The sequence below is a fragment of the Kluyvera fluvialis genome (assembly GCF_059725275.1).
This window is the reverse complement of the sequence record NZ_AP046142.1, coordinates 106759-129477: the sequence shown is the minus strand read 5'-3', so window position 1 is coordinate 129477 and position 22719 is coordinate 106759. Positions and strand designations below refer to the sequence as shown.

General features: G+C 50.0%; 15 protein-coding genes, 2 tRNA genes and 1 pseudogene. 9 read left to right on the top strand and 9 right to left on the bottom strand.

All coding sequences use genetic code 11. The features are described from left to right. The first annotated feature begins 210 nt into the window (after positions 1–210). The 4 genes from AC6I4B_RS00625 (at position 211) to AC6I4B_RS00610 (ending at position 6589) form a co-directional block, all read left to right on the top strand. Positions 211–1602, top strand: a complete 1392-nt coding sequence (locus tag AC6I4B_RS00625) for a nucleobase:cation symporter-2 family protein (RefSeq protein ID WP_497768722.1) — start codon at positions 211–213, stop codon at positions 1600–1602. Positions 1603–1723: 121 nt separating this feature from the next. After that, entirely contained in the window at positions 1724–3418 is a 1695-nt protein-coding gene (locus AC6I4B_RS00620) for an AsmA family protein (protein ID WP_497768720.1), read from the top strand. Between the two features lie 219 nt (positions 3419–3637). Beyond that, the gene (locus tag AC6I4B_RS00615; protein ID WP_497768719.1) at positions 3638–5197 is read left to right on the top strand and encodes a PTS transporter subunit EIIC; all 1560 of its coding nucleotides are present in this window, start codon (positions 3638–3640) and stop codon (positions 5195–5197) included. 12 nt (positions 5198–5209) lie between these two features. Further along, positions 5210–6589, top strand: a complete 1380-nt coding sequence (locus AC6I4B_RS00610; RefSeq protein ID WP_497768717.1) for a family 4 glycosyl hydrolase — start codon at positions 5210–5212, stop codon at positions 6587–6589. Here AC6I4B_RS00610 and AC6I4B_RS00605 read toward each other — a convergent pair. From AC6I4B_RS00605 to yicI, 3 genes are all read right to left on the bottom strand, one after another. Next, positions 6546–7328 carry a MurR/RpiR family transcriptional regulator gene (locus tag AC6I4B_RS00605; RefSeq protein WP_497768716.1) on the bottom strand — a complete coding sequence of 261 codons (783 nt, stop codon included), beginning with the start codon at positions 7326–7328 and terminating at the stop codon, positions 6546–6548. The two genes, AC6I4B_RS00610 and AC6I4B_RS00605, sit on opposite strands and share 44 nt — an antisense overlap. A 296-nt stretch (positions 7329–7624) precedes the next feature. Continuing rightward, complete coding sequence (locus AC6I4B_RS00600; RefSeq protein WP_497768714.1) at positions 7625–7876, bottom strand: hypothetical protein; 252 nt, start codon at positions 7874–7876, stop codon at positions 7625–7627. Then, entirely contained in the window at positions 7801–9834 is a 2034-nt protein-coding gene (gene yicI, locus AC6I4B_RS00595; protein WP_497768712.1) for an alpha-xylosidase, read from the bottom strand. Before yicI ends, AC6I4B_RS00600 begins: the two co-directional genes overlap by 76 nt. Positions 9835–10246: 412 nt before the next feature. Between yicI and AC6I4B_RS00590 the strand changes: the two genes are divergently transcribed. The 3 genes from AC6I4B_RS00590 (at position 10247) to AC6I4B_RS00580 (ending at position 11729) form a co-directional block, all read left to right on the top strand. Next, a tRNA-Sec gene (locus tag AC6I4B_RS00590) sits at positions 10247–10340 on the top strand. Between the two features lie 392 nt (positions 10341–10732). Then, positions 10733–10827, top strand: a tRNA-Sec gene (locus tag AC6I4B_RS00585). Between the two features lie 140 nt (positions 10828–10967). Continuing rightward, the gene (locus AC6I4B_RS00580) at positions 10968–11729 is read left to right on the top strand and encodes a hypothetical protein (protein ID WP_497768710.1); all 762 of its coding nucleotides are present in this window, start codon (positions 10968–10970) and stop codon (positions 11727–11729) included. 34 nt (positions 11730–11763) lie between these two features. Here AC6I4B_RS00580 and AC6I4B_RS00575 read toward each other — a convergent pair whose 3' ends face one another. Continuing rightward, positions 11764–11970: a toxin-antitoxin system HicB family antitoxin gene (locus tag AC6I4B_RS00575; protein WP_131405440.1), complete on the bottom strand. Its 207-nt coding sequence runs from the start codon at positions 11968–11970 to the stop codon at positions 11764–11766. Positions 11971–12106: 136 nt separating this feature from the next. Between AC6I4B_RS00575 and AC6I4B_RS00570 the strand changes: the two genes are divergently transcribed. Together AC6I4B_RS00570 and AC6I4B_RS00565 are read left to right on the top strand one after the other, a co-directional pair. Further along, a complete protein-coding gene (locus tag AC6I4B_RS00570; protein WP_497768709.1) occupies positions 12107–12397 on the top strand; it encodes a SymE family type I addiction module toxin in 291 nt (96 codons plus the stop codon). 151 nt (positions 12398–12548) lie between these two features. Beyond that, positions 12549–12893, top strand: a pseudogene (locus AC6I4B_RS00565) (virulence RhuM family protein); the annotation flags it as partial. Between the two features lie 180 nt (positions 12894–13073). Here the strand turns inward: AC6I4B_RS00565 and AC6I4B_RS00560 are convergent. From AC6I4B_RS00560 to bglF, 5 genes are all read right to left on the bottom strand, one after another. After that, positions 13074–16523: an AAA family ATPase gene (locus AC6I4B_RS00560; RefSeq protein ID WP_497768707.1), complete on the bottom strand. Its 3450-nt coding sequence runs from the start codon at positions 16521–16523 to the stop codon at positions 13074–13076. Between the two features lie 13 nt (positions 16524–16536). Beyond that, entirely contained in the window at positions 16537–18120 is a 1584-nt protein-coding gene (locus AC6I4B_RS00555; RefSeq protein ID WP_497768706.1) for a glycine zipper domain-containing protein, read from the bottom strand. 3 nt (positions 18121–18123) lie between these two features. Further along, positions 18124–19047 (bottom strand): helix-turn-helix transcriptional regulator, encoded by a 924-nt coding sequence (locus AC6I4B_RS00550; RefSeq protein ID WP_497768705.1) that lies wholly within the window; start codon positions 19045–19047, stop codon positions 18124–18126. A 329-nt stretch (positions 19048–19376) separates the two neighbouring features. After that, positions 19377–20774, bottom strand: a complete 1398-nt coding sequence (locus tag AC6I4B_RS00545) for a glycoside hydrolase family 1 protein (protein WP_497768704.1) — start codon at positions 20772–20774, stop codon at positions 19377–19379. A 17-nt stretch (positions 20775–20791) separates the two neighbouring features. Continuing rightward, positions 20792–22669, bottom strand: coding sequence for a PTS beta-glucoside transporter subunit IIABC (gene bglF, locus AC6I4B_RS00540; RefSeq protein ID WP_497772302.1), 1878 nt, complete (start codon positions 22667–22669; stop codon positions 20792–20794). Positions 22670–22719 lie beyond the last annotated feature (50 nt).

The window sequence follows — 22719 nt, the reverse complement described above, 5'->3', positions numbered from 1 at the left end:
TGAGGCACGGCACAAAGTTTAAGCACGAAAACTAAAAAAGTGATAGGAAAATGTATGGTTACTCATCTATTGCACAATAGCGTTAGCGCCAACCCACGCCGTTTGTCCGGTTATTTTCCGTAATAATTTGCGCATCATCAAAGCAACCGTTTGCTTTTACCAACCAGTCCGCTAAAATCGCCACTTTTCCACCACGGGATTGCCTCTGAGATGTCCGCTAATACTCTCGAACAAGCCGATGCGCAACCGGTTGCGCATAAGCAAACTAGCGAATTAATTTACCGCCTGGAAGATCGCCCGCCGCTTCCGCAAACCCTCTTTGCCGCGCTCCAGCACCTGCTGGCGATGTTTGTTGCGGTCATTACACCGGCGTTGCTCATCTGCCAGGCGCTGGGTTTGCCAGCCGAAGATACCCAGCACATTATCAGCATGTCGTTATTCGCTTCCGGTGTTGCGTCCATTATTCAGATTAAAGCCTGGGGGCCGGTCGGTTCCGGCCTGCTGTCGATTCAGGGCACGAGCTTCAACTTTGTTGCGCCGCTGATTATGGGCGGCACGGCATTAAAAACTGGCGGCGCAGACGTGCCCACCATGATGGCGGCGTTGTTCGGCACACTGATGCTGGCGAGCTGCACTGAGATGGTGTTATCTCGTGTTCTGCATCTGGCGCGCCGCGTCATCACCCCACTGGTTTCTGGCGTGGTGGTAATGATTATCGGCCTGTCGCTGATTCAGGTTGGTCTGACGTCCATCGGCGGCGGCTACGCAGCGATAAGCGACAACACCTTCGGCGCACCGAAAAACCTGCTACTTGCGGGGATCGTATTAGGGCTGATTATCCTGCTCAACCGCCAACGCAACCCGTATCTGCGCATTGCTTCGCTGGTTATCGCGATGGCGGCGGGCTACCTGATGGCATGGCTTCTCGGCATGTTGCCGGAAAACACCACCCCGACCAACAGCAGTCTGATCATGGTTCCTACCCCGCTGTACTATGGGCTGGGTATCGACTGGAACCTTCTGCTGCCGCTGATGCTGGTATTTATGATTACCTCGCTGGAAACCATCGGCGACATTACCGCGACGTCCGACGTTTCTGAACAGCCGGTTTCCGGGCCGGTATACATGAAACGCCTGAAAGGCGGCGTACTGGCAAACGGCCTCAACTCCTGCGTTTCCGCCATCTTCAACACCTTCCCGAACTCCTGCTTCGGGCAGAATAACGGCGTTATTCAGTTGACCGGCGTCGCCAGCCGCTATGTGGGTTTTGTGGTTGCGTTGATGCTTATCGTGCTGGGCCTGTTCCCGGCGGTGAGTGGTTTTGTACAGCACATTCCTGAGCCGGTGCTCGGTGGCGCAACGCTTGTGATGTTCGGCACTATCGCGGCCTCTGGCGTGCGTATTGTCTCTCGCGAGCCGCTAAACCGCCGCGCGATCCTGATTATCGCCCTGTCTCTGGCCGTGGGTCTTGGCGTTTCTCAGCAGCCACAGATCCTCCAGTTTGCCCCTGACTGGCTGAAAAACCTGCTCTCCTCCGGCATTGCCGCCGGTGGGATCACGGCAATTGTTCTGAATCTTATTTTCCCGCCAGAGAAAGAGTAACCCCTTGCGCGGCAGTGGTTCAGACCACTGCCGCCGACACCGAATAATACGATTCCTGCCTTGAGCATTGCGCATAAATCATGCATAACAGGTTTATGTGCCTTTCTCAGGATGGAAGATCATGAAATTTCTCGGAAAGCTAATTATTTGGCTACTGGTCGCACTGCTGCTGGTGATTCTGGCGCTGTATATTTTGCTGCAAACGCGCTGGGGCGCTCGCCAGATAAGCCACTGGTTAAGCGATAACACCGCATATCAGGTGAAGTTTGAGGCGATGGATCACCGCTTCTCCTCGCCCTCCCATCTTCGGCTGAATAACGTCACCTTCGGGCGTGACGGTAAACCTGCCACCCTGGTGGCAAAAACCGTTGATATTGGCCTTAGCTCGCGCCAAATCACCTCACCTCTGCACGTCGATACCATTTTGTTGCAAGACGGGACGCTGAATTTGTCCCCCGCCACCGCGCCGCTGCCTTTTGCCGCAGACCGCCTACAGCTAAGCAATATGGCGCTTAACAGCCCAGAAACCGGCTGGGAACTGAGCGCGCAGCGCGTCTCTGGCGGCGTGATGCCGTGGACGCCGGAAGCTGGCAACGTATTGGGCAAAAAAGCACATATTCAGATGAGCGCAGGCTCGCTTACGTTGAACGGTGTTCCCGCCACCAACACGCTGATTGAAGGCGATATTAACGACGGCGAAGTCACGCTAACCACCGTCGGGGCCGATATGGCGCGCGGCTCGCTGACCGGTAGCGCTCGCCGTAACCAGGACGGCAGTTGGGTCGTAGACAACCTGCGCCTTAACGATATCCGTCTACAAAGCGATAAATCGCTGCTGGATTTCCTTGCCCCACTGACCACCGTCCCCTCACTCCAGATAGGCCGCCTGGACATTACCGATGCTCACCTGCAAGGCCCTGACTGGGCGATAACCGACCTTGACCTCAACTTGCGCAACCTGACGCTGAGCGAAGGCGGCTGGCAGAGTGAAGACGGAAAACTGTCGATGAATGCCAGCGAGTTTATCTACGGTTCACTGCATCTGCTTGACCCCATTATCAACGCCGAGCTTTCACCGCAAGGCATTGCGCTACGCCAGTTTTCCTCTCGCTGGGAAGGCGGTATGGTGCGCAGCGCAGGCAACTGGTTCCGCGCCGATAACGCGCTGGTGTTAGACGACGCCGTTTTCGCCGGGCTGGAATATACGCTGCCGGAAAACTGGAAAACGCTGTGGATGACGCCATTACCGCAATGGCTGCAAAGCGTGACGCTGAAAAAACTCAGCGCCAACCGCAATCTGATTATCGATATCGACCCTGATTTCCCGTGGCAGATAACCGCGCTGGATGGCTACGGCGCAAACTTACAGCTAGTGAAAAACCGCCAATGGGGCGTCTGGAGCGGCAGCGCCACGCTTAACGCCGCCGCCGCAACCTTTAACCGCGTAGACGTGCGCCGCCCATCGCTGGCGCTGAGCGCCGATGCCTCGACCCTCAATATCAACGAGCTAAGCGCGTTTACCGAAAAAGGGATTCTGGAAGCCACCGCGACGGTTTCACAGGCGTCGCAGCGCCCCGTCAGCGTCTCACTAAACGGGCGCGGAATCCCATTAGACATCCTGTCCCAATGGGGCTGGCCAGCACTCCCCATTACCGGCGATGGCAACGTTCAGTTGAAGGCCACTGGCAACGTACAGGCCGATCCCCCTCTCAAACCGAGTGTCAATGGGGAACTTCATGCGGTGAATAGCGCAAAACAAGAAGTCACGCAGAAGATGGTTGGAGGTGTGATAAGCGCGGATTTACCCACCCCGTAACGCCGTTTAGCCACGTAATCTCCTCCCCCCAGGCTCTCATATAATGAGAGCCTGTTTTTTTATTGCCCCTTCAGAAAAACGAAACCTGTTTGCATTTCGCGGTCGTTCGTACCTATTTTCTGCAACAGGTTTTCTTAACGCATTAAGGTTGTTATAACCACATAGCTGGAAGCATATAAAACAAATTAAAAATATCCTACATAACTTAAAGGAATGACTATGTCATTAATACGCCAACGTATTCTGGAGAATATGCAAAAGTTCTCCAGAGCAATGATCGGCGCGGTATTATTCCTACCCGTCATTGGATTGATTCTTGCCATTAGCTCTGTATTAACCAATCCCACGCTTATTTCTGAAACAAATTTCCTACATCAGTTTGGTCAATTATTAGGGGATACTTTTTGGCCCTTATTCGGCAATCTAGGGCTACTCTTTTGTGTAGGCATCAGTTATGGTCTGGCAAAAGATAAAAAGACCGAAGTCGCATTAGTCTCCGTAATGTGTTTTATCATGTTTTTAGGTGCTAACCATTCATGGTTGGAATATACACATCAAATAGCCGAAAAGATTAATGGCGAATATTACGGAACCGGACAAACTCAGCAATTAGGCTTTGTCGTCGTCGATATGGGGATATTCCTTGGCATTATTCTTGGCTGCACGATTGCCTGGGTACACAATAAAGTCTCAACCATTGAATTACCCGGCGCGCTCTCGATGTACGGCGGTGCAAAACTGACATTGATTGCAATGACGCCTGTCGTAATTATCTACGCCATCGCCTTTACTCAGATCTGGCCTGTTGTCACTCACGGCATCACGGCACTCACTGGCTTTATGAAAAATGCCGGTGTCGCAGGCGTTTTTGTCTTTGGTTTCTTCGAAAAATTCCTCATCCCCACAGGGCTACACCATTTCGTATGGTCTCCGTTCCAACTGACTCAGATTGGTGGCTCCATCAGCGTTGATGGACAAGTGGTTTCTGGTACACAGGCTATTTTCCTGGCTTACATGCGCCACCCCGATCTCACCCCCGTAATGAATGATGCATTACGTTTTTCACAGCAAGGGATGACGACTATTTTTGGCCTGGCCGGTGCTGCGCTCGCCTTTTATCACACGGCCAAACCTGAAAAGAAAATGATGGCAAAAGCCATCCTGCTACCCGCGATTATCACCTCAATGCTGACCGGTATCACTGAGCCAATTGAGTTTACGTTCCTTTTTATTTCGCCATTACTCTGGGTGATTCACGCCACTTTAACGGCAGCTTCGCAAGCTATTTGTGACATATTCTCCGTTAGACCCTGGGGTGCATCTGGATTAATTGAATTTCTCGTCTATAACCTTCCGCTGCCTGTCTCTCTCACCCGTTGGCCTGGATATGTGTTAATCGGGATAGGTCAATTTGCCGTTTACTACGCTATTTTCCGTACGCTCGTGACCAAACTGAATTTGAAAACCCCTGGTCGGGAAGATGATGACGAAGTAAAACTCTACAGCAAGGAAGATTATCGCAATAAAGTTAATTCGCCGCAAAATTCCACTGATGACATTATTAATGGGCTTGGTGGAAAAGAAAATATCATCTCCGTTGATAACTGTTTCACTCGCTTACGTGTTGCTATTCGCGATATGGGAAAAGTGGATGATGCCATATTGAAAAGCACCGGAGCCAATGGCGTGGTGCGCAATAAAAACGAAGTTCAAGTTATCTATGGCGTTAAAGTTGGGCAGATCCGCTCTAAAGTTGATAGCTGGCTAGAAAATAATTAAGAGGAAAGAGATATGAAATTAACTGTATTAGGTGGCGGTGGGGTTCGCTCCGCATTCTTAGCAAAATCATTAGCCTATAATGCCCATCGTATTGGATTAGAAGAAGTTGTATTCCTTGATGATTCAGTTGACAACTTAGCCATGTTTGGCGAAATAGCTCGCTACATATTTAATACCATTCGTCCGGATATTAAATTTAATCTTACCAGTGATCCTATATCCGCGTTGCAGGGCACAAATTATGTGATAACCACATTGCGGGTAGGCGGCGATACCAGCCGTGTAAACGATGAACGAATCGCGCTTGAACACAACACGCTGGGCCAGGAAACAACAGGGGCAGGCGGTTTTGCTATGGCAATGCGCTCAATACCGGCCATTTTACATTACTGCCGTCTTATTGAAGAATATGCCGCTGAAGATGCCATCCTGTTCAACTTTACCAATCCATCAGGCCTGGTTACTGAAGCCATTATTAAGTCTGGGTTCAAGCGCCGCGTCTACGGCATTTGTGATGCCCCCTCGGAATTAATTCGAGAGCTACCAGGAATCTTGAATTGTGATGAGAGTGAGTTGAGTGTCGAATGCTATGGCCTGAACCATTTCTCGTGGTTTACTCACTTTACCGTGCGCGGCGAAGATGTCACCGACAGTTTGGTTGCCAACCCAAGTCTCTATCATAAGACCGCCATGCAATACTTCTCACCAGAGCTAGTTCAACTGTGTGATAAGCAACTGCTTAATGAATATCTCTATTATTACTACTATCGTGAAGTCGCTTTAAAAGCGATTCAAGACTCGCCGGAAACACGAGGTGAGCAGATTGCTCGTATCAATCATGATATGCGTGAAGAGTTGCGAACGATTGACGTTAAAACCAACCCAGAAATGGCCTTTGATATCTGGATGAAACACTACCTGCGTCGGGAAAATAGCTATATGCAAAATGAATCCCAGCAGGAAAAATTCAATACCAGGGAACCACTAACGCTACGCCAGTTTATTGAAGAACCGGATACCGGCGGCTATGCGGGCGTCGCGCTGGATATTCTGGAAGCGGTGAATAGCACAACAACCAAGCGCATTGTAGTCTCAATATCCAACAACAATACTCTTGATTTCCTACGTCCTGATGATGTGATAGAAATTAGCTGCGATCTCAGTAAAGACGGCCTTAAACCGGTCACCCCGAAATATGTACCTACGGCTCAGAAAAACATGATCGCCAACGTGAAAGAGTACGAGCGGCTCGCCGTCGCGGCAATTCTGCAACGTGATAAATCACTGGCTATACGAGCACTCATGGCGCACCCGCTGGTAGGTTCCTGGTCGCTGGCAACGCAACTGGTTACGGCGTATCTGGATGATCCTCGTTTCCAGGATTGGCAATAACGCTAAAGGGGGCGCTCGCCGCTCCCGAATTTTCCTGTACAAACCACATTTTCAACAGCCTTTCAAAGCCCAGTATGCAATAGCCAAAAAACGGGTTACTCCAGTAGATATCATCATCAAATTTCTGTGGGTCATGAATAATGAATGACATATCGGCCGACTGCGCAAGCGGGCTTTGATAATCACCAGTGAAACAGACAAGGTTTGTCTCTTTCCCCTCTAAAGCCTTCACCCAGTTTAACGCCGAACTGCTACGCCCCGATTTTGAAATTAACCAGATAGAATCAAATTTAGACGATGATTTCTGTTCCAGAATTTCATAATCAGGCCACAATGCCAGATTTACATTAATACCAATAACAAGAAATTTATTATAGATATATTGTGCAATCAACTGAGAGAAACCACTACCATGGATCAGTATCCGTTCATTTCGCAAACGCTGAAGGAAAGGAGAGAGGTTTTCCATTGGCTGGATGTTCATATAGTTAATATCATTCGTCACATCTAATTTCGGCATGGTTATATTAAATTTGATAAAATAGACCAACTCTAACCAACCACCAAATTTTAGTTTTTTTGCCAACCGCACTAATGAAGATGGATTACTATAGCATTGTGCCGCAACCGCCCTGATCCCACTGCGAATACATAATTCAGGATCGTTTTGAATAAAACGCAAAACGGTCATATCCGTTTTGCTCAGTTTAGCTTCACGAAAAATGCTTTCCAGATCCATTGTCGCCTCCCGCAAAAAGTGCTCATTGTACGATTATTCAAAAAATATAATTGTGGAATAAGTCACTTTATCGTGAGGAGTGAGCGTTGACATAATTTATTAATCAGATAAATATAATAATGATATTCCCAATCAATTTTAAAACGCAGGTTAATGTTTTGTCACCATTATCAGGCATGGCAGCGATATTTCCAGATAGCGCTTATCCGGCCTACAAACGGTATATTTCTATTACGCCTACGAAATAAAAACCCCTTCTGATGACACAAGAAGGGGTTTGCTATTAAAGCTATTATTTACAGCGTAATCACCAACTCATCGCCTTGCGCGGTTACAACAGCCCCCAGCTCACTCCCTGCGTGGCTGCCGCCCTGCACACCAGCAACTTGCGGGATATTGCGCAGGCACAGCGTCCAGCCGCTGGCTTTGCCGCATCCTTTCACGGTAATGGTATTGCCCTGGCGTTTCGCTTTCAGCGTATAAATAACGGAACCGTCTGCCGCTGGGACGTCGCACAGCGCTTCGCGCCCATCATCCAGATGGAACAACTGGAACGCCGTACCTTCATGCCACGCATAGTCCGGCTTCTGGTTATTATTGCCCAGCGCCCTTGCGGCAGGTAGAACTGTACGTCACCCGCAGCCGAGAACACCGGAGCAACCGCCAGCGAATCTCCCAGCATGTACTGGCGGTCAAGGTAATCACAGGCCGGATCGTCCGGGAATTCCAGCATCATGGCGCGCAGCATCGGCGTACCGTGCTCGTTAGCCAGCGCCGCCTGGCGATACAGATACGGCATCATGCGGCATTTCAGTTCGGTGAAGTAACGCACTACGTCGCAAGACTCTTCGTCATACGCCCACGGCACACGGTAAGATTTGCTGCCGTGCAAACGGCTGTGGCTGGAGAACAGGCCAAACGCACACCAGCGCTTGTAGACATCCGCTGGCGCGGTGTTTTCGAAGCCGCCAATATCGTGGCTCCAGAAACCAAAGCCAGACAGGCCAATAGACAGGCCGCCGCGCAGGCTTTCCGCCATTGATTCGTAGTTGGCGTAGCAGTCGCCGCCCCAGTGCACCGGGAATTTTTGCGCGCCCACAGAGGCAGAGCGAGCAAACAGCACCGCTTCTTCCACGCCGACAGTCTCTTTCAGCACGTTCCACACCATTTCGTTGTAGATGTAGGCGTAATGGTTATGCATTTTCTGCGGGTCAGCGTCATTAAACCAACGTACATCAGTCGGGATACGCTCGCCAAAGTCCGTTTTGAAGCAGTCCACCCCCATCGCCACCAGGCCTTTCAGCTTGTCGGCGTACCATTTGCAGGCGTCGGGATTAGTGAAGTCATAAATCGCCAACCCCGGCTGCCATTTATCCCACTGCCAAATTGCGCCATCAGGGCGTTTAAGCAGATACCCTTTCTCTTTTAGCTCCTGGAAAACCGGCGATTTTTGACCAATGTACGGGTTAATCCACACGCACACTTTCAGCCCTTTTTCTTTCAGGCGTTGGATCATACCTTGCGGGTCCGGGAAGGTGAGCGGGTCCCATTCAAAATCACACCACTGGAAGGCTTTCATCCAGAAGCAGTCGAAGTGGAACACGTGCAGCGGCAGTTGGCGTTCTGCCATGCCGTCGATAAAGCTGTTCACCGTGGCTTCGTCATAGTTGGTGGTGAACGACGTGGTCAGCCACAGGCCGAAGGACCAGGCTGGCGGCAGCGCAGGGCGGCCGGTGAATTGGGTATAGCGGTTCAGCACCTCTTTCGGGGTTGGGCCGTCGATAACGAAATATTCCAGATACTCGCCTTCAACGCTGAACTGCACTTTAGAGACTTTCTCAGAGCCAATCTCGAACGAGACATTTTGCGGGTGGTTTACCAACACGCCATAGCCACGGTTAGTCAGGTAGAACGGGATATTTTTATAAGATTGCTCGGTACTCGTGCCGCCATCGCGGTTCCACGTTTCAACATTCTGCCCGTTGCGCACCAGCGCGGTAAAGCGCTCGCCAAGGCCGTACACGGTTTCGCCCACGCCTAAGTCGAGGCGTTCGAACATGTAGTTACGGTTGGTGTGGCTGTCTTGCACATAGCCATTGTTTTTCAGTTGGCTACCGGTAATGCGAGTGCCGTTGCGCAGGAAATCCAGCGACCAGAATTCACCTTTGGTGACACGCACGCTCAGGTTGCCGCTTTTCAGCTCGGCAAACTCGGCGGTGTTCTGCATCTCAACCGGCACATCTTTTTGCACATTCAGCGGATAATGCGGGCCTTTGTCCAGCGCCCCCTGGAAGTGTTCAATACGCACGCCCACCACGCCTTCCTGAGGAGAAAACAGGCGCAGGGTAAACATCGTGGTGTCCAGTTGCCACGCTCGCTCACGGACATCGCGCGGGGCAACGTAGACCACCATCTCGTTGCCATGCTGCTCAACATCAAAAACCTGAACCGGGTTGATTAAATTAAGCCCTGGTTGGATCAGCCAGTTTCCATCACTGATTTTCATAATTCGTCCTCTTAATTCTGCTGGTTGCGTCACCCTGGCGCTGAGCAGATAGCTAATCGCCATCATCGGCGGTGTTGGACATCGTGGCAGACCAAATGAGAACCACGAGCGAGCGCAAAACGCCTCTCTCCCTCTTTCAAACCCGTTGCACCGAGTCCACGGTTACCCGCTTTGTAAACCATCCAGGCCATGAGGTGAATTGCGTTTTCTCGTTATCAAATTATGTTTCTTATTTTCTGTGATCTGGGTTGGCTGGCAGAATGTACTAACGTGTAACTTGATGATTTTTTATATTTTTTTAGCAGTAAGGCATGGGATACATAAAAAATATGAATGAAAACGTAAGTAAATATGTGGCAAGCGATTGAAAGTAGCTATAATGCGCCCCGCCTCCATGTAGCAATGTAGGCGCGGAAGATCGTCGTCTCCGGTGAGACGATTGGACTTCATTTCCAGTGGCAGCCGTCAATGGCTCCCGGCAGGTTCGACTCCTGCGGTCTCCGCCAAAATGCGTTTTTCTGCCTCCAGAATGTCATCCTGATTTATCGTTAATCTCCGTTGCAAAAAATCCCCGATAGCTAGCGTACTTAACCATGTGTTCAGGTATGTTCACGCCGTACGCGAGAGTGGACAGCGGATGAAAAAACAGCTCCCCAAAGCCTATTACGTAACCAAATACCTGGTGATTGCCGCCGTTTTCACACGGAGAGCCAGACCAGGCACGCGATCAATCACCACGCTTTCGCGCCTGACACAATGTAACCATTGGAAAAGAAAGGGGTTTATTTTTATCTGTTGAAAGGCAGACATTGAGGAGAGAAATATTTGCCCATGGGGGATGTGGTAAATGGTTGAAAGTAGCTATAATGCGCCCGCCTCCATGTAGCAGTGTAGGCGCGGAAGATCGTCGTCTCCGGTGAGGCGGCTGGACTTCAAATCCAGTTGGGGCCGCCAGCGGTCCCGGGCAGGTTCGACTCCTGTGATCTTCCGCCAAAATTTAAAACACCTTTCTAACAATCTTTATAATAATACCTAAAATATACCTATCGCATAGTATTCTTTTAGTGTTAGATTTGTATTATTTCCTATAAGTTACCACTGATGGCTATTAATTCAAGATCGGAGATAAGAACATGAGTTCAGGAGATATAGTTGCATATATCGGTGCAGCCGCTTGGCTACCTCAAATAGTTCATATTTTTTATAAATTCATTACCAAGCCAAAGCTGAGATTTTATTATAACAATACTGTTGAACTTAGTTATACCTCTTTTGGACCCATATTTAATTTAAGAATGAGTCTTCTTTCTAAGAAAAAACCATTATTAATTGAAGATCTTTCAGTTGAAATAAAACATACTGATGGTGATATTCATATTTTAAGATGGGTTGGTATTACTGAAATGCAAAGTGAGATCAGTGATAATAATGGAAATAAACAGTATATTACAAAAGATTACCCTGCGATTGCAATAAACCTTTTCCAAGATCTGCTAACAGAAAAATTTATTAAATTTCAAAAACCAAAATTTCATGAGAAAGACTTATCGTTACAAAATGAATTATTATATCATATAAATTTTCTTAAAAGTAAATCGTCATCAGATTTTTCTAAAGAAACAATGGAGTCAGAGCAATACCATAAACTAGTGGCATCAAGGAATAATTTTTTTTGGTGGAAACCAGGTGAATACACAGTGACTATCAGCGCAAAATCTTTTGATAGTTTTTCATTAGAAAACAACATTTTTAAGTTTAAGCTAAACCAGACAGACATTGATTTATTGAGGTTCAATATCCCTAATATTTCTAAGTTTATTAATTGTCAAATTACTCAGTCAGATGAATTTGAAAATATAAAATGGAACTGGCTTAATCCAAAAATATTAAAATAATGATTAAGCAAGGCACAGCACAATTTTTCTGTGCCTATTCTTTTGTTTCTTTTAGAAAGTGAGCAGCATTGATTCTTTTAATTTCCTCTCTGCCAAGGTTTTTCAACCAATTCCCCAAACTCATCCCCTCTGCCTTTGCCGCAGCCTCGAACTGCGCCTTTAACTCGGGTGTGATACGAATCTGGAAAGTTGGTGCTTTTCCGGATTTAGACTGATTTGGGTCGCGTTTAGCTGTTGACATGTACGTACCTATAAGAGCAGTATACCACCAATCAGGTACGTACCTTTTTATCTGGCGACCTGACTTATAAACGCCCTCGCCTGGTATTCGCAGTACCCGGCGAGAGCTAACCTCACCAACTATCAAGGAGTTGATTATGGCTGATTCGCATTCTACCCCAGACACCGCCGCAACAGGAACCGAGCGCACAATAATTGTGGGATATCGCCCGCAGGTTCACGACAAAACGACACCGCACATCATCCTTTCGGGGAAGTGGCTCCGCGTCGCAGGGTTTGAAACCGGGCAACAACTGACACCCAAAGTCATGGACGGGTGCATTGTTCTGGTAGCGTACAACGAGCAGGAACAGCGGTTGCTGAAGGAATTAAAACAGGCACAAGCGAAGCTGAAAGGGATTGAGGGAGCGCTGGCGATCACACACTGATTCCAGATGGCCTGGAATGGTGCTCGCAAAACCGCTTTCATATAATCAGCATCGGTGTCGATCTCTGGCGTACTAAGCGCAATACAGCGTTGAACATCGAATTAATGTGGAGGCGGAACACTTAATCCCATCCTCAGCAGGCGAATTCATTATGTTTGCCAGCGATAATGGCAAAATACGTGTTGAATGCCGCTTTGAACAAGAAACTCTATGGCTCCCTCAGGCAACCATCGTAAATCTTTATCAGATAACCCCGCAAGCCGTTACACAGCATATTAAAGCAATCGATAAAGAAGGTGAGCTTGAACAAAACGCAACCTGTAAGTCTTACTTACAGGTTCAGCAGGAAGGTCGTCGTCAGGTAAGTCGCAACAGACTACATTACAGCCTGCCTTTAATCCTCGCCGTTGGCTATCGTGTCCGCTCGCCACGAGGCACTCAGTTCCGCCAGTGGGCCACCCAGATGCTCCAGGAATATCTGATCAAAGGTTTTGTAGCTCAGAATGCCCCAAAATCCCATAAGCAAAATCATTTCGGGTGGTTACTCATTTATTCAGTACAAAGCATCAATATTGGATCAATAAGTTAAGTATCCAATACGACTCCTGTGAGTCGCCAATTTAATCGCAATATGAAAAATAGAGCGACATTGTATATCGCTCTATTTAGATGATGATTAGCTGGCTTGTTCGAGGACTTCTTTTAACAACTTAATATTCGTTAGCAATCGATCGGTTTCGTCGTTATCGAAAACATCCACTATAGTTTTAATATCGACAATCATTCCATCATCCGATAACAAACGCCCTGCGTCTCTGAACTGTTCCTTTCTTCTTTCCAGCTCAACTTCACGCGTATCTATTGTTAAAGAGAACAGTGACTGGAAAGCAGAATCAACTTTAATTCGCTCGATAATACTTTGCTTCGTTCTTGGCGTACATCCTTCATTACACAGGAGATTCATTACAACATTGGCATCCCCGTTATGTAATAGAATGGCCTGACAGGCTGGGGCAATAACGGCATTTTTGGTTAGCGCGTAAATCACCTTACAATTATCATCATCTATTAAATCATTAAACTCATCGATTAAAAACGCCTGTTTTTTCTCCGCGAGCAGATGAGATTTTGCCAATGCTGAAAGGATATCATAATAGCTATCAGCTAAACCAAAGTGATAATAGCCACGAGATGAAGTAAAGACTCGTTTAAAATCATCCTCATTAAACCCTGGGTTAGCTAACATCCCCACAATAATATCAGGCTCGAGGTAATCCAACATATCAAAGTTTTTCATCAGTTCTGCCGCTAACGGCTTAGATATATTAGGATTCGACAATATGCAGCTTCTTAATGTGTATTTGCTTTCAGAATACACCCCACTATACTTGAACAAAGAATCAATAAAGGCATCGGCTGACAACAACTTTAATATATCTTCGCTTAATGCGGAATTCATCGCTAAGAAGCATTTACTTAAACCACGAGTAAAACTAAATCTCATAACGCGATGCTGAATATCCGCACTAATATTGGGATTACGTAACAGTACATAATCGATATCGTAGTCTGCGCATTCCAGGGCAATTAACTGTACTTCTTCGCTCAATGCGGTGTTACTCATCAAGGCCCGTTTGGTTTCAGTCTGCCCAACGTCAAACAAGTACTTTTGTAACTCTGAACTCAAGGCCGAGTTGACTGCCAATGCGGTGCGGACATCAGGGCTTCCTTCGCTCGCAAGAATATACTGCACCTGATCATGCAATGTCGGATTACTGGCTAATGTCACCAGTACGGCCTCATTGGTAATATGTGTCGCAATATAATTTTGTGCCTGCTCAGGCAAATACTGTCGGGATGCCAAAGACAGCAGTTTTTGAACACTGCCTTGTTTTATCTGTGTCAGGAGGTCAACCTCGTGGTTTTTTTCCTCCGGCTTCGAGTGTGTTTCGGCGTTAGCGGTACGCCGAGTCTCTTCCAGCGCCGTAACCACCGAAAGGTCACTATCCCGCTTCAGCGTCGTAATAATCTCTTCTTCCAGCGCCATATTTTGCGCCAACGCGATACGTACCGTTTTATTCTTATCAGCAACTAAGACTTGCTGCTGTTCCTTATTCAACGATGGGTTGAGCGCCAGTGCAGCACGGAATACAGCCTGTGAGTGATGAAGATGCTCGTTGCAGATATCTACCGGGCAATTGGCATGACGTAACACGCTGCGCTGTAGCGCCGTATTTTTCTGCGCCATAAGACAGCTCAGTAGATCCGCTTTGCAGTGCGGTTTTGCTACCAACTCCAACAAAACATCATTTGCCAACTTCCCTTTCTGGATCAGGGAAATTAACAGGTTTTCCGGGGCATTATGGTGAACACAGGCCACGGCTAACATATCTTTATCTTTTTGATCCCCGGTTTCTGCTGGTGCTATGCAGGCAGACAGAATACGCGTACTACAGTTTGGGTTCTGATACACCGCTTTACGCACCGCCAGATAACTGTCTTTGGCCAGTTTTTCCAGTAAATCCTCGCTACACTCTTCATCTTGCGCCACTTTCAAACGCTCATGCGGGTTGGTGTCATCCGCCAGCGAAATCATCTGCGCCAGGCTGAGGCCATCGATACGAGAAGCGGCCTTTAGCTTCATTTTCTCAAATAACGTTTCGTACTGACTAACCTGATCACGCAGCGTCTCCCGCAGCGGTACGGTGTTTTCCAGCGCCTGCCAAACACGCGAATAATCAACGCTAACGCCATCAAGAAACGCTTTTTCTCGTGCCTCGTTAATCGCATTCTGAATATCAGCACCGGCAAAGTTACGGCAGCGCACAGCCAACTGCTGCTGCTGTTCCGCAGAAAAGGTGTTCCACACCGTTTTCAAGTGGATAGCAAGAATGGCTTTGCGCTCTGCCAGGTACGGGAAGCCCACGTAAAACACATCATCAAAACGGCCTTTACGCAGCAATTCCGGCGGCAACGCAGTGACGTTATTGGCGGTAGCAACAACAAATACGGCTTCGGTTTTCTCCTGCATCCAGGTCAGGAAATATCCCAACAGACGTGAAGTGACCTCCGAAGTATTACTACCACCAATGCCAACGAAGGCTTTTTCCAGCTCATCCACCCACAAAACACAAGGGCTGATCGTTTCGGCCATCGCCAGGGCCCGGCGCATATTGTGCTCGCTTTCCCCGACATATTTCCCTAATAGAGAGCCGATATCGAGGCGCAACAGAGGTAGCTGGAAGAGATTAGCCACCGCTTTGGCGGTCAGCGACTTACCACAACCCGGCATTCCGGCAACGAGTACCCCTTTTGGCGCTTGCAAACCGGCTTGCTCAGCCTCCGTCAGGCGATGAAGTATTGCCGCCTTACGCTCCAGCCATTTCTTTAGGTTTTCCAGCCCGCCGATATCCGCCAGGTTTTCCCTGACTTTTACCATCTCCAGCACGCCACTTTTACCAATAATCTGCTCTTTTTCCTTGAGTAACGTTGCCAGCGCGGCTTCATCCAGTGAGCCGTGCTCTTCTAGTGCGACCGACAAGGACAGGCTAACCTGCCCGGATGTCAGGCCGGTCAGCATTGTGCCAATACGGTTAAGCCGCGCCTCTGGAACGTCCAGCCCGCGCTGTTGGGAAAACTTTTCCGCCAGTTGGCGAATGGCATCACGGCGGGGCAGCGGTAATTCAACCCGAGTAATAAGCGGCTCTATCAATGACGGAATGGCGACTTGATCATCCACACAAACAACGCAGCACTCTCCCCGATGGTGACGCTGAATTCGTAACAGTAGATGCTGCAAACGGGCAGCCACTAAAGGAGATGAGTCGAGAATCGTGCGAATGTTACGGAAGACCAGAATGGTATTTTCCAGGTCATCATCTAATAAGTCGGCCAACATATTGTCAGCCTGTGGAGTGATATTGCTTGCAGCCGCCAGAGGTGCGCGAGTCTGAAAATTCACCCATCCCCAGGCCAGATTCCACTCCCGCAGGTGGCAGTGAGTCTGCTCCGCCACAGCCGCCAGCAGGGAATCCGTGCGCTCATCTTCAGCGCTATTCAGATAAAAACCAGGATGCCCGGCACGCAGCCATTTCACCAGACGCGTCGCTAATATACTGTCCATCATAAGTCCTTTTTAATTACAACCAGCTACTGAGTAAACCGCATACAGAACGCGCTGTATTAGCAATACCACGGCCTATGGCTGAAGTGGTGCTCTTAACCGTTGACCATGCGGATTTTGCTAAGGTTTTACTTGCCTGATAGACCTGGCTTCCAATAGTGCTCCCCAACATGCCGCCCACAATCCCACCAGCCAATCCCCCCACTAGCGTGCCTATCGGGCCGAACACGGTTCCGATAGATGCGCCCAGCGATGCCCCACCGCTACCGCCAGCCAGACCGGCAAGCGTAGTGATACTGGTATCAGCGACTTTATCTAACGCCTCTTCTTTGGAAATACGCCCACGAGCCAGTTCATAAAGCGTCTTCATGTTTCCGGCGATAACCGTTCCCAGCATCGCAATGCGGCCTGCTGGCGTGTTTTTCATCACGCCCCCTAAAAGACCACGCTTAGCCGCCACCATTAATGCGCCCGATGTAGACACGGTCAGCAATGTGCTGCCCACGGTAGATAGCGAATCTTCAACAAACTCCTGAACATCGTCAGCCACGCTGGCATTATCTTTCCCCGTCAGGTTGTTCCATATACGGCGAGCCAAAATACGCCCGCCCTGGAAACAAACCCCCATCCCAGCCGCTATCACCGCCGTCTGACCAATTCGTTTCCCAACCGTCAGAGCATCGGCTTGCCGCCAATCAAGCTCCTCGATGAGCTGTTCTTTTTGGGCAGCATCACGTAGGCGTTTAGCTTCCTCTTTTGACAAGGGCGCTGAATGTACGCCGTCATAATCAATAGTCTCTATCGCATTGCGCTGCATCTCCGAGGAATGGCCCTCTGGAACAAGCGAGCCCTGCCCACGGTAATCACCTTTTTCGAAAAGCTTTTCAGTGCTATTGGCATCCGCGCCATATTTCGCCTGGTAACGGCGAACAACTCTACCGCTGGCATCTTTTATCTGGATATCTACCGAGTTTTTACCAAATGCCTTTCCTGGCCTAATCACTAGCTCCGCCCGAGCGCCAGAACCTGATGCCACCGCATTGACGTTAAACGTATTCACGTGGTGTGTTTCGGCAATAAAACCATCCAGATTCAGCGCCTGACTGATTTGCCCATCATTGCGCATAATCGTGGTGCGCATCAGGACATTAGCCTTAATCAGAGCCTGATCTATCGTTCGCCCGTAGTCTCCGACGCTCAATGCACCATGACGATGCGCCGATTGCTGTAGCTCTTTCCCAAGCCAGTTATTCCGGCTTTTCCCTTGTTGCTTAAAGCCAGCAAGAGAGGCATTCAGCCGCTCTTGCTGTTGTACGGTTTCCACAATTTCTCTGGCATCTTGTACCAGCGCAGCGTCATCCGGCCACAGCTCAGCATGTTGACGGAATTGCGTTTGTAACCAATCCAGCGGTTCAGCATCACGGTGTTGACTAGCATCCTCTACAAACTGTCTGACGAGCGCAGCCGTAGCCGTTGGATCGCCCCCTTCTTCAAGCCATGCGGTGTGAATATCATCAGCCAGTTTCTCCTGGTCGAGATAGTCCTGAGCTGGCGGAGTGACACCTACTACGGAAGCGGTCGCTGTATCCTGTTCAGTCACGTTTTATTCCTTATCAGATTCTGCTAGTGGGGTGGAAAATTGAGTTAGCGCGTTCTGCAACTGAGTATTCAACGTTTGCTGAAGTGAACCAGGGGAAAGAACGCGAAGATGGGGGAGCCAATAACGCACAATCGGTAAAATCTGGCGTTCATCAGCAATACGGCAGGTCACATCCAAACTGCCATCACTATTCCGGGCTTCAATGACTTGCCCCGGCAAGACATTACGACGTAGAAAATAGGCGGCTACTGTCGCAGAAACACGCAGAAGAACGGGGAATTTATGCAGGCTAAACCAGACATCATCCTCTTCATCAATGCACTGATGAATGTGCGTCTGAGGGGTAAATGTCTCTTTACTGACCGCCAGCCATTTGATGCCACTCAGTAAAAATCCCTTGAGATTTTCCTGCTCCATTGCGGCCAGATACCAGATATTTTTCACATTGACTAAGCGGTAAGGCTCAACCTTACGGGGCTTACCTTTATAGACAAACGAGCAACAGTGCTGTCCCGCGATAGCTTGTTGCAGCAAACCAAAACTGTATAAGGTGGCATTTTCTATCTCATGCTCAGCAGCCAGTGGCTTCACCGTAAATTGTGGAATGCCATCGGATCGCAGTAGCGTCGTCCAGAACAACGCGTTCTGCCCGGCAAAGGCCGATGCCCCACCAGAAATATCCAGTAGTTGCTGGATATCTCTGGTTCTGAGTGACTGATGGTATTGTGGCGTTAACTGATAGCACCCCTCTCCCATATGCTCAACAATCGGGCTAAGGCGGCTAAGATCGCGAAAGATAGTGCGTTCAGAAACCGAAAATTTATCGGCCAACTGGCTGCGGGTTACTCGATCCTGCTGATGAAATAAGATGAGCGTTTCTGCCAGACGCTGCGCTAGTTTGTCATAAGCTCCTGCCGCTTTACTCACGTTGTTATCCTCACCATCCCTTGAAAATAACGACACTTTACGTCCTCATACTGACACGTTATGTCATTGCGTAATGGCATAAAATCGCGAAAGCGAATCTCATACATTGATGACTCAATATCGACGACTTATTGCTAAAACTTAAAATTTTTCATCGATATGGAGCAAAGATTCAGTGCGCTGTGACAGACATCAAATTGAAAGGGTAATAAACGTGAATACAACGGCGGCAGAGAGGAAATATCCACAGACAGAAGAGTAAATGGCTCATGTTCATTAGAGGGAAAAACCGCGCGGCCCCTCTTCGAAACCGCGCGATACACCAACCTTTACGCTTTCAGCGTTTCACCATGACTCGCGATAACGCCTTGATACCAGTAGAAACTCTCTTTACGGCTACGGTTTAACGTGCCGCTGCCGTCCTGTTGCAGGTCTACGTAGATAAAACCGTAGCGTTTGCCCACTTCTGCTTTCGACGCGCTGATAAGGTCGATTGGCCCCCACGAGGTGTAACCCATCAGCTCCACGCCGTCTTCAATCGCTTCCCGCGCCTGCACCAGATGGTCGTTGAGGTAGCTGATGCGGTAGTCGTCGCGAATGCGGCCATCGGCATCCGGTTTATCCTGTGCGCCAAGCCCATTTTCGACGATAAACAACGGCTTCTGATAGCGATCCCACAGCACGTTCAGCAGGGTGCGCAGGCCCAGAGGGTCAATCTGCCAGCCCCATTCGGAGCTTTCCAGATGCGGGTTTGGAACCATATCGAGAATATTACCGCGCAGTTTCTCCACCAGATCAGAGTCAGCGGTAACACAACCGGTCATGTAGTAGCTGAAAGAGATAAAATCGATAGTGTGGCGCAGGGCGTCGTGGTCTTCCTCGGTGATATCCAGGGTGATGCCTTTATCGCGGAAATAGCGCTGCATATAGCCAGGATACGCGCCACGGCACTGCACATCGCCGAAGAACTGCCAGGTACGGTTCTCCTGCAAGGTGGAGAACACATCGGCTGGCTTACAGGAGAGCGGATAGGTCAGGCCGCCAAGCAGCATATTGCCAATTTTGGCATCCGCAATAATCTCGTGACAGGCTTTCACCGCCAGCCCACTGGCAACCAGTTGATGGTGAATCGCCTGGTAGATTTCAGCCTCGGTGCAGCCCGCTTTCAGGCCCACACCGGTCAGCGGCGCATGAAGCGACATATTGATTTCATTAAAGGTCAGCCACAGTTTCACCTTGTCGCGGTAGCGGGTGAACACCGTGCGCGCATAGCGTTCGAAGAACGTAATCAGCTTACGGTTGCCCCAGCCGCCGTAGTTCTCCACCAGCCCCCACGGCATCTCGTAGTGCGAAAGCGTCACCATCGGCTGAATATTGTGGCGCGCCAGCTCATCAAACAGCGCGTCGTACCAGGCCAACCCCGCTTCGTTCGGCTCCAGCTCATCGCCCTGCGGGAAAATACGTGTCCAGGCAATGGACACGCGCAGGCAGGTGAAGCCCATTTCTGCGAACAGGGCGATGTCTTCCGGGTAGCGATGATAGAAGTCGATAGCGACATCTTTGATCCTACGTTCGCCCGGCACACGCTCTACCACATCGCCGAAAATACCGTTTGGCAGCATGTCAGACGTTGATACTCCTTTGCCGTCCTCCTGCCACGCGCCTTCAACCTGGTTGGCCGCCAGCGCGCCGCCCCATAAAAACCCGTCTGGAAACTTCTTACTCATGGCTTTCTCCGTAAATTTCAGCGTTTAACATGCAGGAAAGGTTCACCCGCATGGACGTAAGGGGACGAGTGCATCGGCTCAAGCCCGGCGTAGTCGTCGCTATTGCTAATAATGATTGGCGTACTCAGGTCGTAGCCCGCGTTAAGAATGGCGTCGCGATCGAACGCAATCAGCAGATCGCCGGGTTTCACTTTATCGCCCTCTTTCACATAGGCGGTGAAGTGCTCGCCGTTGAGTTTGACGGTGTCGATACCGACGTGAATCAACACCTCGATACCGCTATCGCTCAGCAGGCCGATGGCGTGTCGGGTGACAAACAGCGAGGCAACCTCGCCGTGGAAAGGCGCGACAACGCGCCCTTCGGCAGGGATAATCGCCGCGCCAGCGCCCATCACACCGCTAGAAAAGGTCGGGTCAGGCACTTCATCCAGCGGCAGCGTCACACCGCTCAGCGGGGCCACGATGTCATCATCACCGGCCACCGCAGCCACCGACGTTGCCGCAGGCGCAGCCTGTTTTTGCGGTGCTGCCACCGCGGGTAAACCGGCAATCAGCGTCATAACACAGCCGAAAATAAATGACACCGCCACGCCGATAACCGCGCCCCATACCGTGGCATCCATACCGCTCGATGGAATAATCTGCGCCAGCGTAAAGATGCTCGCCAGCCCAAAGGAGTACACCTGGCTCTGGCTCAGGCCAATAATCGCCCCGCCCAGCGCGCCGCCGACGCAGCCAAAAATAAACGGACGACGGTTCGGCAATGTAACACCATAGACCAGCGGTTCGGTGATACCAAAGACCCCGGCGATAGCGCCCGATCCAGCCAGCGATTTCAGGCGCACATCGCGCGTTTTAAGGAACACACCGAGCGCCGCCCCCACCTGACCAAACACCGCAGGCAGCAGAATCGCCAGCATCGGGTCGTGGCCGAGTATCGCCATATTGTTCATCATCAGTGGGATAAGCCCCCAGTGCAGGCCAAAAATCACACAGACCTGCCACACCGCGCCGAGAATACCGCCCGCCAGCCACGGCGCAAACTGATAAACCACCTGGAAACCCGCCGCCAGCAGTTCGCCCAGCCCAGTCGCCAGCGGCCCAATGGCGAGGAACGTCAACGGCACGGTCACCGCGATGCACACCAGAGGGGTAAAGAAGTTTTTCACCGCCGACGGCATGAACTTGTTGCACTGACGCTCCAGCCAGCAGCAGAACCAGGAAGCACAGATAATCGGGATAACCGACGAGGTATAATTGATAAAGACCACCGGAATGCCGAAGAAGGACTCCGTCGCGCCACTGGCGCTGGCCTGGAAGGCTTCCAGCATCATCGGGTGCACCAGCGCACCGCCAATAACCATCGTCAGGAAAGGGCTGCCGCCAAACTTTTTACCGGCGGTATAGCCGAGGACAATCGGCAAGAAGTAGAACAATGCGTCGCTGGCGGCGAATAAAATGCGCCATGTGCCGCTGCTTTCGGTCAGCCAACCGCCCACCAGGCTGAGCGCCAGAAAGCCTTTTAAAATCCCGCTTGCCGCCAGTACACCAAGAAACGGCGTGAAAATGCCGGACACCATATCGATAAATTTTGCCAGCAGCCCGCTTTTATCCGCGCTCTTTTCTGCCGTTGCCGGAGTGTCGTCGCTCAAGCCTGCGGCCTGGCACACCGCTTGCCAGACGTCATGAACGTGGTTGCCGACCACCACCTGAAACTGGCCGCCGCTCTCTACCACCATAATCACGCCTGGGTTAGCTTTTAGCCCTTCGGCATCGGCCTTGCTGTTGTCATTCAGTTTAAAACGCAGCCGAGTGGCGCAATGCACCAGGCTGTTGATGTTCTCCCGGCCACCAACGTGGCTCAGAATATCGCTGGCCAATTGTTCGTATTTCATATTCATTCCCGTTATCTGTAAAAACCTGAGCGCCGGGCGCGGCCGGTATA